Below are 16,009 nucleotides of genomic sequence, written 5' to 3'. Positions count from 1 at the left end.
TCTCTTATCCTTTCGTTCCGCCTGCGGTTAATCCGGACACAAAATTCTTTTGCAGCATGATAAAGATGACGGCAACCGGAATGCTGATGAGCAAGGCACCCGCCGCAAATGTCGTATAGCTTGCTCCCATGACATCATTGACTAAATTGAATAAGCCTACGGGCAATGTATATGATTCAGGTGTTCTCAATATCGTTGATGACAAAACAAAATCTCCGAGCGGGCCGGTAAATCCATTCATCGCAACCACTGCCGCCATCGGTTTTGACAAAGGCAGGATGATCTGCAAAAAGATCCTCGTGCTGCTTGCCCCGTCAATCTTTGCGCTTTCGTCTAAATCAATCGGAATGGAATCCATATATCCTTTCATCAAGTACGTATTCATCGGGATCAGGCCGCCGATATAAAGCAGGATCAGCAGCCAATGGCTGTTGATCATTCCTAACATTTGAGCCAGCACAAACAAGGCGATCAATGCAGAAAACTGAGGAATCATTTGCAGCAATAAAAAGAGCGTTAATGCGTATTTCCTCCCTTTAAACCGAAAGCGGGAAAACGCATAAGCCGTAAACGTCACACAGATCAGTGAGCCAGCCATCGTAAACAGGCTGATTTTTATCGAATTGATATACCACTGCACATATTGAAGGCTTTCTTTGCCCGCAAATAATTCTTTGTAGTGGTCAAATGTCGGATTCTTCGGAATGAGGGATGTACTGATTAAACTGTTGCCGGGATTAAAGCTGGCGCCTGCCGTCCAAAGGAGAGGATACACAATGATGACCGCCATGCAGGCTAAAAACAAGTAAGAGAAAAGGAGCCGCATAAATTTTCTGACCTTCATATCTGCCAGCATGTCTCAGCCCTCCTCTTTAAAAGACTTCGTCTGTCTGAATTGCCACAATGCAATGGCGATCACAAACACAGACAATAAAATGGTTAAAGCAGCCGCAAGGGAATATTGGCTGGACTGCATCGTCAATTTATAAATCCACGATACGAGGATATCTGTTCCGCCGGCTGTTGATCCCGCAACAGCCGGACCGCCTCCATTGAAAAGATAAATAATATTGAAGTTATTAAAATTAAATGTGAACTGCGTAATGATAATCGGAGCCATCGCAATGAACACCATCGGGAGCGTGATGTATCTCAGCTTTGAGAAGATGGAAGCACCATCAATTGTCGCCGCTTCATAAAGATCTTCAGGAATCGATTGCAAAACACCCGTTGAAACAAGGAAGATATACGGAAAACCAAGCCAGCCTTGCATGAGGATCAGCGCCAGCCTCGACCAATTCGCATCTGTCATCCACGGAAGCGGATCAATGCCAAAGAAAGCCAAGATGTCATGATTCATTGCGCCGAAGCTATCGTTAAACAAACCGGCAAAAATTAAAATCGTGACAAATCCGGGAACAGCCCATGGCAAAATCAAAATAGTCCGGAAAAACCGTTTAAACCGGATGTCTTTCTGATTCACAATGATCGCCAGCCATATACCCAGACTGACTTGCAGAGTAGAAGCACAAAGCGTCCACACCACCGTCCAAGCCAGCACATCAAAAAAGGTCGAGCGCCAAATATCGACAGTAAAAATATCAGTGAAGGTTTGAAAACCAACCCAATCTACTAATTTAGCAGGAGGAGAATGATATAAATCATAGTTTGTAAAAGCTAAGGCAAAGCTGAATAAGATGGGAAAGATCACCGCGAAAATTAAAATAAACAGAGATGGTCCACTGACGACATATGGATAGCCCTGAGCGACGATATTTTGATATTGTTCCTTGAGAGAGCTCAAGGGCCTCTTTTCATCACGGCGTTTTCCGCTTTGATAAGCGTCTCGCAAATTCACATAATATACCGCAAGTCCAAAGCATGTCACAATGACAGCGATAATGCCTTCCGCCAGCAGAAACACCGAGTTATCCCGCGGCACCTCTGTTCCCAGCGTAAAGATTCCCCAAAGCCCCATATTCAGCAAATCTCCAAATACCGCAAAAAACGATGCGCCCAAGAGGAGAAACAGGAGGCCTTTAATCCATTGTTTGTTGTAGAATTGACCAAGGCCCGGAATGATTGACAATAACAAAGCGACTTTACGATGCTGCACCGTTTTCACCTCTCTTACAATACAAATCTACTTTTCTCTTTATGTTCCGCTATGCTTTGCCTTCATCTGCCCTTTGGCCGTTTCGGCAGCCTGATCTAAGGCTTTTTTCGGGTCCGCTTTTCCTGTTGCAATCGTTTGTAATGCCGAATCAGCCGGGGTCCATATTTCATTCATTTCCGGTATATTCGGCGTCTGCTCTGAGAAGCGGGATTGTTCGGTGACCGCCCGTGCCGCTTCGCTTTTCATGATCGCCTTGTCACTCGCTAATGATTGAACGGCCGGAACTTCTTTCGTTTGTTCATATCGTTTTTTGGAATTCGTTTCATTTGTCAGAAAAACGGCTAACTCTTGCGCCAGCTCTGCATGTTTTGAAAATGCGCTGACATTGTAGCTTTTGACGCCGATAAAGGAGCTCATGTTTTTGCCGTTTTCCAGCTTCGGAAGCTTGGTGATGCCATAATCAATTCCCGCTTTCGAAAAGGCTTCTACATTCCACGGGCCTGAGATAATCGCAGCAGCCTTTCCTTCTGTAAACAGTGATTCGAGTACATTGATTCCCTGCTCTCCGACAATGCCAGCCGGGAATAAGCCGTCTTGATAAAACTTCTGAATCAGCTCAGCGCCTTTGACAGCGCCTTCATTATTGATTCCAAGATCAGACGGATCATCGTTTCCATCCTTATCCTTTCCAAAGATATATCCGCCGTACCCGCCCATGACACTTTGCGCGTAATAAATTTGATCAAATAAGGCTAAAAATCCAAATTTGCTGCCATCAGCCGTTTTTTTAGAGTAGTCGTACCACTCTTCCAGCGTTTGCGGCAATTCGTCCTCTGAGATGAGATCTTTGTTATAAAAAAGCACTGTTGTTTCGACGGCTTTAGGCAGGCCATAAATCTTCTGATCAATCATTTGAGACTGAATGGATGCGTCTGTGTAGAGCGATTGAACATCCTTTTCAACGTGTAATTCTTTGATTAATCCCTCTGTGACAGCCGTTCCGATCTGGTCACCGGGCATGGTCAACACGTCAGGCCCTGTGCCGGCCGGGCCGTCCATACGCAAATCTTCAATCTGCTGGGCATAAGGTTTTTCAACAACTTTAACCTTTACATCATGCTCTTTTTCAAATTCTGCAACAGCGTCTTTAATGCCGATGCTTTTTTCTTTATCCTCCCACACGACAAGCTCCGATCCCTTTGAACTTGTTTTTTCGCTGCTACTTTCCTGCGGTCCGCAGGCGGCTAAAGATAAACTGACAGCCGCGCAGAGCATGACACCGGCGTACTTTTTTATCATTTTCATCAATTGTCACCCTTCCGTATTAGATGAAAGCGCTTTAAAAATAATATAGCATGACTGAGAAAATGTGTAAACAAACTATTTACTCTTATAAGTAAATTTTTTTACCAAACAAAAAAATGACTTAGAATACTAAGCCATTTTGAAACGATTTAATTCATGCTCTTTCTGACGATTAATTCAGCTCCCATATATAACGTTTTAACCGTTTTCCGCTTTTCCAGCACTTGCTCAAGCAATAATTCCACAGCGTTTTTACATAGTTCCTTGATATCAATATGAAAGGTCGTCAGCGGCGGAGAGACGTACTTGGCAAAGCTGATGTTATTGATGCTCACGACGCTCACTCTGTTTGGTATCGCGATTCCTTTTTCATTCAGGGCCTGCAGACAGCCGACCGCAATCGGGTCTGCCGCGATAAAAAAGGCGGTCGGAAGCTGATCACCCAATGCTTCAATCGCTTTAGTCATCAGGCGGTAGCCATTTTCGACGGAGAAGCCGCGGTGGCATAAAATATAGCGCTCATCCAGCATCCCTTTTTCCTGCATATAGGATCGGAACGTTTTTTCACGAATATCCATTTCATCTTGATTCGTGTTCGGATTTTTGTACGTGCCGCCAATAAATCCGATATTCTTATGCCCTTTTTCAACTAGGATGTTTACCGTTCTCTTCGTCATTTGCGCTAAGTCCGGCCTTACCGAATCAAAATGGTCGGGATCAGGGGAAGAGTCAATAAAAACACCGTTCTCCGTCAGATTTCTGAGAAACGCTAATTCTTTATCAGAAAAGGTGCCCACGGCAATAAAACCTTCTGTATGAGCTGGAATGCATTCAATACCGTCCGTTATTTTATAGGTCGTCATGTCGACATTGAAGGTTTTCGCCAATTTCTCTACTTCTAATCTCATTGTTTTGAAATAGACATCTTCCAGCTCCTCTTGATCTGTCAGCCAATATAAAAAAGCGATGTGTTTCACCAGCGGCCTTACAGTTTTCTTGCGATAATTAAGTTTCTCCGCGGCTTCATAGATTTTTTCACGCGTCTCGTCCGGTACAGAAAGGCTCTCATCGTTATTTAAAACACGGGAAACGGTTGAAATCGAAAATCCCGCGGCTTGTGCGATATCTTTTATTGTCGCCATTATATCTGCCTCCATTTTCAAACATGCCAGTGTTCGTTTTAGTAAAATATTTTACTTCCTTTTTCGTAAATGTCAAGCTGTGTCAGCCGCACAATGTAAATAAGACTGAACCATTACAGCTCAGTCTTGGTTGTTTGTATGCACCAGCAGAATTGCCCGGGAAATGAGTCGGTTATTGCACGTTTTCCTCAAAATATCCCGAAAGGACATCTTCCACATTTGTCAAGTGTGCCAGCATCGCTTCTTCCGCCTGTGCTCCGTCTTGGGCAGCCACGGCATTATAAATCCGTTCATGCTCCTCATAAAGCCGCTGTACCGAGGTCTTCTTGGAAAACAGCCAGATTTTCCGCGTTTCTCTCATCGTTTCCAGCAGCAATGATGATACGTGATTCATCAGATGTTTGAGCAGATCGTTTTGTGAAGCGTCAGCGAGTGCCAAATGAAAGGCGAAGTCTGCTTTTTCACCTAGCTCCCCGTCTGCTTCAATCTCCCCCATTTCCTTTAACGCCGCATGAATGCTTTGGAGATTCTCTTCTGTCCGTTTTTCGGCAGCTAATGAAGCCACGCCGATTTCAAGCAGCTTTCTGACCTCGAGCAGCTGTTTGACATCTTCTTTTTTCATTAAAAGGGCGGCTGACAGAGGCTGAGAAATTTGATCAGGTTCAAACTCCTTCAGATAGGTGCCTTCTCCCTGTTTCATTTCGACAAGCCCCATCGCTTTTAATGCGGAAAGCGCTTCGCGCACCGCTGAACGGCTGACTTGAAAGCTTTCGGAAAGCGCCTGAACGGAGTCAAGTTTATCCCCCGGCTTCAGTTGGCCGGTTTTGATCATATCTAATAATGCATCCGCTACTTCTTCATATATCTTTTTTGTTTTAATCTGTTTATATTTCAATGCAATTCACCCCGCAACTTGTAGGTCTGGCTGTTTATGATCTATTATACTCCCTTTTGGGCGCCGCCAAAAGATTTAGACAATTTCGTCAAAAAGTCTTGTACTTTGATTTTTTTCAAAATATAATGCTAGGTAACTGGTCTTATTATCTAGTCATCAGATGATCATATCATCTTTAGAAACCGCTTACACATAGCCAGTTATGTTTGAAGGAGGGGTTTGGGATGCAATGGACACAGGCATATACGCCTATAGGGGGAAATTTGCTTTTATCTGCGCTTGCCGCACTTGTACCGATTATTTTCTTTTTCTGGGCACTCGCAATTAAACGAATGAAGGGGTATACGGCGGGATTGTACACCTTGGGAATCGCGCTGCTGATTGCTGTATTGATTTACGGGATGCCGGCGGAAAAAGCGCTGATGTCCGCTACACAAGGAGCCGTATACGGCATTCTGCCAATCGGCTGGATCATTGTGACGTCTGTTTTTTTGTATAAAATCACTGTAAAAACGGGACAATTTGATATTATTCGCAGCTCTGTTCTCTCCATTACCGATGACCGCCGGCTTCAGGCGCTGCTGATCGCTTTCTCATTCGGGGCTTTTTTAGAAGGAGCGGCGGGCTTCGGGGCGCCGGTCGCGATTTCGGCCGCACTGCTTGTCGGCCTCGGTTTTAACCCTCTTTATGCGGCGGGGATCTGTTTGATTGCCAATACGGCGCCAGTAGCCTTCGGGGCGATTGGGATTCCGATTACAGCTGTAGAAGGGCCGACAGGGATTCCGGCGATGGAGATTTCTCAAATGGTCGGGCGGCAGCTGCCGTTTTTATCTGTATTTATTCCTCTTTATTTAATTATCATTATGAGCGGATTCAGGAAAGCCTTTGAGGTATGGCCGGCGATTCTTGTTTCCGGTGTTTCCTTTGCCGCTGTTCAGTATCTCAGCTCCAACTTTCTGGGGCCGGAGCTGCCGGATGTTTTGTCGGCGCTAGTGTCGATGGCTGCGCTAGCTGTGTTTTTAAAATGGTGGAAGCCGAAGAAGACATTCCGGTTTGCGGGGGAGCAGGAATCGGCCGCCGCGATTGAAGCGGCAAAACTGCACCCTGATGCACCGGCTTACACCGGCGGGCAGATTTTTAAGGCCTGGTCGCCGTTTCTGCTGCTGACGGTGATGATTTCTGTTTGGGGCATTCCTTCGGTCAAATCCGCGCTGACAGGGCATTACGAAGGCACAGCCGTTTTCTTGAAGTGGCTGAATGTGATTGGAGAAAAGCTGACTTTTGCTCCTGGGGTGCCTTTTTTGAACAATCAGATTGTCAATGCTGACGGCACTCCGATTGAAGCGGTGTATAAGCTTGAGGTCCTCGGTTCGGCAGGCACCGCAATTTTAATTGCCGCAGTGCTGTCAAAATTCATCACGTCGATTTCGTGGAAAGACTGGGGAGCTGTTTTTAGCGAAACACTGCAGGAATTGAAATTTCCGATTTTGACGATCGCCTCGGTCGTTGGTTTTGCATATGTCACCAACTCCTCGGGGATGAGCACGACGCTCGGCATGACGCTTGCGCTGACAGGCTCGATGTTTACCTTCTTTTCGCCGGTTCTCGGCTGGCTCGGCGTCTTTATTACCGGCTCGGATACGTCAGCTAACCTGCTGTTTGGCAACCTGCAGAAAGTAACGGCCTTATCGGTCGGAATGGACCCTGTTCTATCGGTCGCGGCCAATTCATCAGGCGGCGTCACCGGCAAAATGATTTCTCCGCAGTCGATCGCGGTCGCGTGTGCGGCAGTCGGACTCGCCGGGAAGGAGTCGGATCTTTTCCGCTTTACAATTAAGCACAGCTTGTTTTTGCTGCTGCTCGTCTGTATTGTCACCTTTTTGCAGCACCAGTTTTTCAGCTGGATGATTCCGTAAAAAAATCCTCCCTTACAGGGAGGATTTTATTTGTACCGTTTTCTTGCTGCCGATGACGGAATGTTCAATTGATCGCGGTATTTCGCCACTGTGCGTCTGGAGATTTGGATGCGGTGCTGTTCATATAACAGGTCGGCAAGCTTTTGATCTGAGAGGGGTTTTGTTTTATCCTCTTGCTGAATCAATGCTTGAAGATGCGTTTTGACCGCATAGTTGGATGTATCGCCATCCCCAGAGGCCTCTGCTTTTCCTGAGAAGAACATCTTCATCTCAAACAATCCGTAAGGCGTTTGTATCGTTTTCCCTTTAATGGCCCGGCTGATGGTTGATTCATGCAGGCCCAGACAATCCGCCACCTCTCTCAGTGTCAGCGGCTTCATGGCGCTCCGCCCTTTCAGGAAAAAATCTTTTTGACGTGCGGTCAGCTCATTTACAATTCTGGTGATCGTCTGCTTCCGCTGCTTCAGCGCGCGGCTCAGCCAGCGCCACTCCTGATATTTCGCAGATAAATAGGAAACCGTATCCTGACAGGCGCCCGACGATAGAAGCGGCCTGTACTGCGGATGCAGCTCAATCTCCGGGAACGAGCGGCTGTTCAGTTCCGCTGTGATCTGGCCGTTTTTAACGATGATGAAAATGTCAGGTTCAATATACATATCCTGCTCCGGGCTGGCAAACAGAAGGCCGGGTCTTGGGTGAAGCGCAGCAATTTTATCAGAAATGTCCTGAATCGTGTGAAGCGGGATTCCGGTTTCTTTTGAAAGCGCTTTCCAGTTTTTTTGCGCAAATACATCAAAGTGTTCTGAAACAAGCAGTTCTGCCTGTTCATTTCTGTTCGGGAGACGCTGTAATTGCAGCAGAATACACTCTTGAAGAGATCTTGCGCCGATTCCCGCTGGTTCAAGCGACTGTAGTGTTCTCAGAACCGCTTCCGCTTCCTCTGCCGAAACAGACAGGCGCCGGGCTGCCTCCTCCACATCTTCCTCCAGATATCCGTTTGAATCAAGCGAATGTATCAGATAATTAAAAATCTTTTTTTCAGTGTTTGACAGATTCATATCCAGTGACTGCTGTTTGAGGACATCCTGCAGTGTTTTTTGCGGATTGCTTAATTGAAGGCCCGCCTCCTGCCTGCTGATCCTGTTTTTGTTTGTTTTATGGTAAGATAGTGGCGGTGTGTCTGTTTCCTTTCGTTCAATAAGAGGGTTTTCCAGTGAGAGCTCATCAATGTATTCGGCCAGTTCCGCCGAATGATAGCCAAGCAGCGTAATGGCCTGCCTGAGCTCCTGTGTCAGTTGAGGCTTTAGTACTTGTACTTGCTGAAGTTTCATATCCATCTTGCTCACTCCCCTTTCTTCATTGTACATGATTGGGATGACACCGTATACATTTATGAAAAAGGAGCTGCCAAAGAAATGTCTGAACTTTTTTCTGTACCGTATTTTATTGAAAACTTAAAGCAGCATATTGAAATGAACCCGTCTGAGGATAAGATCCACGCAATGAACAGCTACTACCGTTCTGTGGTCTCAACACTGGTGCAGGATCAGCTGACAAAAAACTCAGTTGTCCTGAAGCGGATTCAGCATTTAGATGAAGCCTACAATAAGGTAAAACGCGAAGAATCAAAATAAACCTTCCGCTCACATGTGAGCAGGAAGGTTTTCCTTCTTTGAGGCGTCCCGAATGATTTGAGTGTTTGGCACTCCCTCCATCCAAGTATAATAGTAATTGGCGTTTTTACCGTAGGAATTATCAATGACCGTGTTTTCTTTTTGCAGAAGAGAAGACAAAATATGGCCGTGCAGCCTTGACGTTTCCACCGATTGGTAACGGCTGAAAAAGCGAATGGCTTTGGTGACGATGTAATCCGAGTATTTTCTCCATATAAATGCGATTGGCAGAGGATTGCCCGCTTTTTTGTTCAGGACGTTCAGCGTTTGGAGAAAAGCGATTGTCCGGCGGTCTGAAGCTGACAGCACGGTGCGCCAGTCATAGCTTTCCGCTTGCGCATGTCTTTGAAGCTCATCATTTGCTTCATGATCTGTTCTGATAAATTTCAGCTTTTGGCCGGTCGGCTGCTGTGTCGGAATGATGGGAAACAGCTGGTGGGCCATATCAGGCAAGAGCTTGATATGATTGTTTTGAAAGTACGCCTGTGCCGTGGCATAGGAGGCTTTTTCCCTTGTGATGATATGCAGATTTGAATGGGCAGAGAAAATGTCAGCCGTCCGTTTTAAGTTGTCTTCATTTTGAAAATAGATGGATTGCGGCAGAATGACGATTTTGTGGTTTGGATAGGTTTGAACGATTTTCTCTCTAAATCCTTGATAGTACGGATACAAATCCCCGAAGTTGCCGCCTCCCTGGCAGACGATGATCAGATTCGGATCAAGCTTACGCCCGATTGGGAAATTGTCTGGATTCCAGCGGTTTCTGACCCGAATGTCATTTTCTTTAAAAAAGGCTTCCGTTCCTTTCATAATAAATAGATCCCCTACATTTCCGTATAGAGGATAGTCGGCGTAAATGATTTCGGATTGCTTCGGAATCATTTCGAGCAGCCCGGACAGTTTTTTCTTCAGGCTGATCATTGAATGCTTGCTGTCCATCTCTTCACCTCTGTTGTTTGGAATAAGTGTAACAACACATCGATTACTCGGTCTTGATCTTCTTCGGTCATATTTGTTCCGGATGGGAGGCAGATCCCCCGCCTGAATAAGTTTTCGCACACACTTTCAGAATCTGTATGGGAATAAAATGCAGATGACGCAAACAGAGGCTGGGTATGCAGCGGCTTCCAAAGCGGTCTCGCTTCAATCTGTTCTTCAGCAAGATGCTGAACTACCTCATATGGAATCAGCCCGTTATCGAGCGTGAGGGCAGTAAGCCAGCGGTTGGACACGCCTTCTGAGTATTCCGGCATAAAGCAAACGCCATCTAGGCGGCCAAGCGCATTTTCATACCTCGTAAAAATCTCCCGTCTTTTCTCCACCCGCTCATCCAGCACCTCAAGCTGGGCAATGCCGACTCCGGCAAGGATATTGCTCAATCTGTAGTTGTGCCCGATTTCACTGTGCTGATAATGAACAGCTGGATCGCGGGCCTGTGAAGCGAGAAATCTTGCTTTTTCAATGGCTGCTTCATCGTCTGACACAAGCATCCCGCCACCTGAAGTGGTAATGATTTTGTTTCCATTAAATGAATAAACGCCGAAACGGCCGAATGTCCCGCTCTGCTTCCCTTTATAGACCGAACCGAGGGATTCAGCCGCATCCTCAATGACCGGCACTCCGTATAAGCCGCACAGGCTTACAATCTCATCCATTTTCGCGCTTTGTCCGTACAGGTTGACAGCAATGACCGCTTTTGGCGGATTTCCCTTTCGTTTCGCTTCCTCCAGTGCTCTTTCAAGTGCTTTCGGAGACATATTCCACGTATCCGGCTCAGAATCTATAAAAACAGGCACCGCTTTTTCATATAAAATCGGGTTTGCCGTTGCCACAAATGTAAAGGACGGACAAAACACGGTATCTCCCGCTTTTACATCCAGCAAACGTAGCGCCAAATGAATTGCGGCGGTGCCTGAGCTGACCGCAGCCGCCCCTTTGGCGCCGACTCGTTCAGCCAGTTTTTCTTCAAATGTATTCACAAGCGGCCCAAGCGGCGCAATCCAGTTAGAGCGAAAGGCTTCTGAAATATAGTGCTGCTCCCTGCCGCTCATATGAGGGGCGGATAAGTAAATTTTTTTATGCATGTAACCATCCTTTGCTTTAGGTTTGAATAGAGGAAATCACGCGCGCCGGGGTGCCGGCTGCCGTTACTCCGTCAGGGATGGAGCGGATCACCGCGGAGCCTGCGCCGATAATGCTCCAAGAGCCAATAGTTACCTGCGGAATGACGGAGGCCCCGGTGCCCACATGAGCCCCTTCTTGAACCGCAATACCACCAGAAAGCGTGGCGCGCGGAGAAAGATGAACGAAGTCACCGATCTGATTGTCGTGCTCTGCAATCGCGCCCGTATTGATGATACAATGGGCGCCGATCTGAACATCCGCCTGAATAATCGCACCGGCCATAATAACCGTTCCTTCCCCGATGACAGCCGATTTGCTGATGATGGCTGACGGGTGGATTAATGTGATGAAATCTTCTTTGTATAACCCCAGCCGCTCCGCCAGCTGTTTTCTGACGCTGTTGTTTCCAATTGCAATCACAAACATGACGTCAGGGATCAGCTTGCGCAATTCAGGAATTGCTGCCGAGGGGCCTGTGTACAGCTCTTTCCCGGCATCAAATGTGCTGAATTTATCGTCCAGCACCGCAGCTAAGCGCGTGTCTGAACGGGCGCTTATGAGTTCTCTGATCACCTTTCCGTGACCGCCGTCTCCCACAATGGCCACGTTTCTCATGAGGACACATCTCCGCTTCCTGTGAAGCGTTCTGCGGTCACATGATTGGTTTGCTGAATACCTTCTGACACAAGAACTTTGCGTACCGTCAGACATAAAATTTTCAAATCGAGCAAGAATGAACGGTTGTCAACGTACCAAACATCCAGTTCAAATTTCTTTTCCCAGGAAATCGCGTTTCTTCCGTTGACCTGTGCCCAGCCTGTAATCCCGGGTTTTACCTCATGGCGCCGTGCCTGCTGTTTCGTATAAAGCGGCAGATAGTCCATCAGCAGCGGCCGGGGACCGACGAGGCTGAGGTCTCCTTTCAAAACGTTCAGAAGCTGCGGCAGCTCATCAATGCTCAGCTTTCTGATCAGCCTGCCTGTTTTCGTAAGCCTGACTGCATCCGGCAGCAGGTTTCCCTCACTGTCCCGTTCGTCCGTCATCGTTCTGAATTTATAAAGGGTGAACGGCTTCCCATGCAAGCCGGGCCGTACTTGTTTAAAAAAGACAGGCGATCCTATTTTCAGCCTGACTACGGCGATGGTGAAGAGAATGATGACACCCGTGCAGCACAATAAAACAATAGCGGCCGTCAGATCAAAAAGACGTTTCAGGATCAAATATTTACAGCTCCTTTCGTTTTTCTAAACCGTTTCAGCACCAGCTGTCGTTCTTCTTTCGTACAAACAAGCATAAAAGCGAATACCCCGTAGCAGCAGCTGACAGCGGCACCTGCGGCAATCAGTGATGTCCAGCTTTCAATGGTGATACATAACTGAATGGCCTCACAAACCGCCCAGGCAAATAAAGCGGCAAAGACCGGACCGAACATGCCTGTAAAGAACACATGCTTTTTGTAGCCGGTAATGCGTGATACATATAGCGGCGTAAAGATGACATTTTTCAGCACAAGCGAAATCGCCCCGGCCAGCGTAATGCCGTAAAGCCCCAGATGCGCCGGCCCGCTTAATGTGACCGCCAGCACAACATTCACTGCGCCTAACAGCAGGGTGACGAGCGCCGGTGTTTTTTGTTGATTAAAGGCGGTCCATATATAAAACAGCGGCATAAAAGCAAGACTGACCGCCAAATATCCGGCGTGAATATATAAAAGCGGCGCTACAGAGGAAAAGGACGGTCCAAGCCAGATCGTCAGAAAAGGCCCGGCCAAACCTCCCAATAATGCAGCCGGAAGCGCAAGCAAAAGCCCGTTCAATCTCACTGCCTGATTGGCGTACTTGACCAAGCCGTCCATATCGCCTTTTGAATAATAAGAAGTAATGACAGGCGCAAATAGAGATGCGACTGTTCCTGCCAAACTGCGCAGCAGCAGCGGAAACTGGATAATCGCCGCGTATTTTCCCGCTTCAGATGCACCCAGCACCAAGTTGGCGGTTAATAGGTCGATCTGCAAAAAAAGCAGCACGCCGATCTGATTGACTGAGTTCCAGGTTCCTGCCTGAAACAGTTCCTTGCTTATGCGGAATGACAAGTCTTTCAGCCTAAATGAAAACCATGGAATCAGTTTTCTGAAAAAGCAGAAAGACAGAATAGACGCTATGACGGCACCGGCTAAAGCGGCAAGCTGAATCTGCCAGATTTTTGGCGTAAAGCAGGCAAACAGCGCCAGCACACACAGTACGCGGATGAGCATTTGCACCGCCTGAATCGAACTGGTGATATACAGCCGGTTGGCATAAAACGGCGCCGCCCCAAACCCCGCCATCAAAAATGTTAAAAGAAACAGCAGACTTCCAATCAAAATCGACAGCCGAACATCAGCCAAAAGATCCTGTGGGACGTTCATGACGCGGTCAATAAAAAAAGCCGCACTCAAAAGAGGCAGCAGAAGCAGCAATGAAATCAAAACAGACGCAGCCAAATAATTGCTGATATACGCATTTGCTTTTTCCTGCTCTCCCCTGTGGGCTGCAACAGAAAAAAAACGCACAACCACGGAGCTGAGCGCCACCGTGATAATTGAAAAATAATTAATCACATTTTGCGTTAAATTCACAAAGCCGAAAGCCTCCACACCGAGCGTTTTGACAATAAAAGGCGTCATCCAGACAGACAGGAATACGGACAGAAGAAAAGCTGTGAGATTGGCGCTGAAGTTAATGGTGAATTTCATGCCTGCTTTGCACTGCCTTTCATGGTTCCGCGTGTCTCAAAAAACAGCTTGATGAGAAAGATCAGCCGCCATTTGCACAGTCCTAAGACCAATCGCTCGCCTCTGCCTAATTTCTCATGCTGGAACGGTGTGTGTCTGACAGCCTGCCGAACCATGTCATAGGATAAAATCTGTCTGATCTGTTTTTTGATGTCTTTCGCCGGCTGCGATGAGGCACAGGCGTTTGCCAGAAGCATCGGAAGCTGGTGCTTGCAAATGTACACATCTAAATCTTCTTTGCACACAGCCGATAAGCCGCACTGATTGTAAAATGCGAGTTTGGCTTGATATTGTTTTTGGATATTTTCATCCATCGCAGGTTTATAAGGGAGTTCCGTCAGGCTGTTCGGATTTTCACGGTATATGTACAAGCCTTCATCCAGCATTTTTACCCGCTCGGCTTCATAAAAAGCAGATAAATTAAAGGGTGAATCTTCAGCAAAACGGATGTCTTCATCAAACCACAGGTTCGCCCTTTCCAAAAGCTCACGGCGATACACATATCGCCATACATACCAGATAAATCTCGTTTCGTGGGCACATTGGAGCTGTACAGCTATATCCGCTTTTGTCAGCATACGGCCTGTTTCGAGCTGCGGCGGTACGTATACCCGTTTGTCTTCAAACTGTTTATAAAATCCGCAGCCAGCGATATCGAGCCGGTGCTGCTCCGCTTCTTCTGCAAGCCTTTGAAACATGGCGGGAGAGACATAATCGTCTCCGTCTACAAACCCGATATACGTGCCGCGCGCCGCTTTGATTCCCGCGTTTCGTGCCGAACTCAAGCCGCCATTTTTTTTATGAATGACTTGAACTCTTGCATCCCGTTTCGCGTATGCCGCTGCCATCTCACCAGATCGATCGGGTGTTCCATCATTAACAAGGATGATTTCTATATCGGAAAGCGTTTGGGCAAGCAGTGAATTGATGCATTCTTCAATGAATGGTTCAACGTTATACATCGGGACAATAATGCTGACGAGCGGTGTCATTGTGCTTCACCGCTGATTTTATCCCGCAGCCCTTTAAAATACATATCCCGCGGAAAGCCGGCATGGTTTGTTTCTTTTGTCAGCAGCTCTTTCACTGCGGCTGTCACAATTTCCGGCTCCGGCTGTTCAATCAGCTTCATGGTTGGAATATCTTTCAGCCATTGGTAGCCTTCCATGACTTTATGATCAAAAGACCGGATCACTACACACGGCGTTCCTGTCAGCGCACAAAAAATCATGCCGTGCAGCCTGTCTGTGACAACGGCTTCAGCACTTTGCAGCTTAGACCAAAGCGCTTCCAGCTCCTGTTCCCGTGTGCCGCGGCTGACCCGGCGACCGATCGTTGTCGTAAAAGCTTTGATATCGCCAAATTCATCAAAAAGAGCGGCCTTCACGCGGTTTCTCTGATCCTCCTGAAGCACGCTTTCCTGATCCTCGCGCAAACACATATAAACCCCTTCGCGATCCGCAGGGGTGCTGCTTCTATCTAAATACAGCACCATGTCAGGCTGCTTCAGGATCTTTTTTTCTTTAAAATGCCGCTTCATAAATTGATACGTAGTTTCATCCCGGGCCATCAGCAATAAACCGGGGTGCGCGTTATAAATTTTCTGCGCCCGTTTCAGCTCTCTTCGTCCCTTTTTCGTATCAGAAAAATGAACGGTTGCCGGTAGCTGGACGATTTGATAATCATGAAACGTTTTAATGATAAAGCGGCGCGTCCACTCTTCATACCGGTATAAATCCCCCATGTTTCCGCCGCCGATGATAAAGACCATATCCTCCGGGTGGCGGGAGCGGATCAGCGCTTTTGCTGATTTGTATATGTCCTTCATATCGACCTCAACAATTTCAAAATCGGAGTATTCCTGCTCAAGAAACGCTTTGCTGGCATAAGCAATGGCATGATCCCCCAAATTGTCATGGGAAGGCAGCAGGGTCAGTATGATTTTCTTCTTATGTGCGGCAGCCTTTACCGGCTGATCGGCCGCACCCAGCCAAAATTGGGACGGGTACTTGACCTTTAGCAGCAGCCATTCTGCAAGATTGATTTTCAATGAATGTAACGACAT

15 protein-coding genes are annotated in these 16,009 nt (G+C 47.1%); 2 read left to right on the top strand and 13 right to left on the bottom strand.

All coding sequences use genetic code 11. From position 1 onward, the window contains the following. Positions 1–4: 4 nt before the first annotated feature. The 5 genes from ganQ to lutR all read right to left on the bottom strand — a co-directional run bounded on the left by ganQ (position 5) and on the right by lutR (position 5,458). The gene (gene ganQ, locus CJU60_RS03680; RefSeq protein ID WP_024122915.1) at positions 5–856 is read right to left on the bottom strand and encodes a galactooligosaccharide ABC transporter permease GanQ; all 852 of its coding nucleotides are present in this window, start codon (positions 854–856) and stop codon (positions 5–7) included. A 3-nt stretch (positions 857–859) separates the two neighbouring features. Next, positions 860–2,116, bottom strand: coding sequence for a galactooligosaccharide ABC transporter permease GanP (ganP, locus tag CJU60_RS03675; protein ID WP_095712980.1), 1,257 nt, complete (start codon positions 2,114–2,116; stop codon positions 860–862). A gap of 39 nt (positions 2,117–2,155) precedes the next feature. Continuing rightward, a complete protein-coding gene (ganS, locus tag CJU60_RS03670) occupies positions 2,156–3,421 on the bottom strand; it encodes an arabinogalactan oligomer ABC transporter substrate-binding protein GanS (protein ID WP_095712979.1) in 1,266 nt (421 codons plus the stop codon). A gap of 149 nt (positions 3,422–3,570) precedes the next feature. Beyond that, positions 3,571–4,563 carry a galactan degradation operon transcriptional regulator GanR gene (locus CJU60_RS03665; RefSeq protein ID WP_024122918.1) on the bottom strand — a complete coding sequence of 331 codons (993 nt, stop codon included), beginning with the start codon at positions 4,561–4,563 and terminating at the stop codon, positions 3,571–3,573. A 172-nt stretch (positions 4,564–4,735) separates the two neighbouring features. After that, positions 4,736–5,458, bottom strand: coding sequence for an L-lactate utilization/bacilysin biosynthesis transcriptional regulator LutR (lutR, locus tag CJU60_RS03660; protein WP_024122919.1), 723 nt, complete (start codon positions 5,456–5,458; stop codon positions 4,736–4,738). Between the two features lie 224 nt (positions 5,459–5,682). Between lutR and lutP the strand changes: the two genes are divergently transcribed. Then, positions 5,683–7,374, top strand: coding sequence for an L-lactate permease LutP (lutP, locus tag CJU60_RS03655; protein WP_095712978.1), 1,692 nt, complete (start codon positions 5,683–5,685; stop codon positions 7,372–7,374). Positions 7,375–7,400: 26 nt separating this feature from the next. Here lutP and rpoN read toward each other — a convergent pair whose 3' ends face one another. Continuing rightward, on the bottom strand, positions 7,401–8,711 hold the full coding sequence (gene rpoN, locus CJU60_RS03650) for an RNA polymerase factor sigma-54 (RefSeq protein ID WP_095712977.1): 1,311 nt from the start codon (positions 8,709–8,711) through the stop codon (positions 7,401–7,403). Between the two features lie 78 nt (positions 8,712–8,789). Between rpoN and yvfG the strand changes: the two genes are divergently transcribed. After that, the gene (gene yvfG, locus CJU60_RS03645) at positions 8,790–9,008 is read left to right on the top strand and encodes a protein YvfG (protein WP_095712976.1); all 219 of its coding nucleotides are present in this window, start codon (positions 8,790–8,792) and stop codon (positions 9,006–9,008) included. Between the two features lie 9 nt (positions 9,009–9,017). Here the strand turns inward: yvfG and CJU60_RS03640 are convergent, their stop codons facing one another. Genes CJU60_RS03640 through CJU60_RS03610 form a run of 7 tightly spaced genes read right to left on the bottom strand, consistent with a single transcriptional unit; the run spans position 9,018 to position 16,009 of the window. Continuing rightward, on the bottom strand, positions 9,018–9,986 hold the full coding sequence (locus tag CJU60_RS03640) for a polysaccharide pyruvyl transferase family protein (protein WP_095712975.1): 969 nt from the start codon (positions 9,984–9,986) through the stop codon (positions 9,018–9,020). Further along, the gene (locus CJU60_RS03635) at positions 9,965–11,131 is read right to left on the bottom strand and encodes a DegT/DnrJ/EryC1/StrS family aminotransferase (RefSeq protein ID WP_095712974.1); all 1,167 of its coding nucleotides are present in this window, start codon (positions 11,129–11,131) and stop codon (positions 9,965–9,967) included. Before CJU60_RS03635 ends, CJU60_RS03640 begins: the two co-directional genes overlap by 22 nt. A gap of 16 nt (positions 11,132–11,147) precedes the next feature. Beyond that, positions 11,148–11,786 (bottom strand): acetyltransferase, encoded by a 639-nt coding sequence (locus CJU60_RS03630; protein ID WP_095712973.1) that lies wholly within the window; start codon positions 11,784–11,786, stop codon positions 11,148–11,150. Next, the gene (locus tag CJU60_RS03625) at positions 11,783–12,391 is read right to left on the bottom strand and encodes a sugar transferase (protein ID WP_095712972.1); all 609 of its coding nucleotides are present in this window, start codon (positions 12,389–12,391) and stop codon (positions 11,783–11,785) included. The genes CJU60_RS03630 and CJU60_RS03625 overlap by 4 nt, the downstream gene beginning before the upstream one ends. Then, positions 12,388–13,905, bottom strand: coding sequence for an MATE family efflux transporter (locus CJU60_RS03620; RefSeq protein ID WP_095712971.1), 1,518 nt, complete (start codon positions 13,903–13,905; stop codon positions 12,388–12,390). Before CJU60_RS03620 ends, CJU60_RS03625 begins: the two co-directional genes overlap by 4 nt. Beyond that, entirely contained in the window at positions 13,902–14,936 is a 1,035-nt protein-coding gene (locus CJU60_RS03615; RefSeq protein WP_095712970.1) for a glycosyltransferase, read from the bottom strand. Before CJU60_RS03615 ends, CJU60_RS03620 begins: the two co-directional genes overlap by 4 nt. Further along, the gene (locus tag CJU60_RS03610) at positions 14,933–16,009 is read right to left on the bottom strand and encodes a polysaccharide pyruvyl transferase family protein (RefSeq protein ID WP_095712969.1); all 1,077 of its coding nucleotides are present in this window, start codon (positions 16,007–16,009) and stop codon (positions 14,933–14,935) included. The genes CJU60_RS03615 and CJU60_RS03610 overlap by 4 nt, the downstream gene beginning before the upstream one ends.

It is taken from the genome of Bacillus sp. 7705b, from assembly GCF_002289525.1.
Lineage (GTDB): Bacteria > Bacillota > Bacilli > Bacillales > Bacillaceae > Bacillus > Bacillus halotolerans.
Note: the sequence above shows the minus strand (reverse complement) of the source record. Positions and strands in the feature narration are given on the sequence as shown.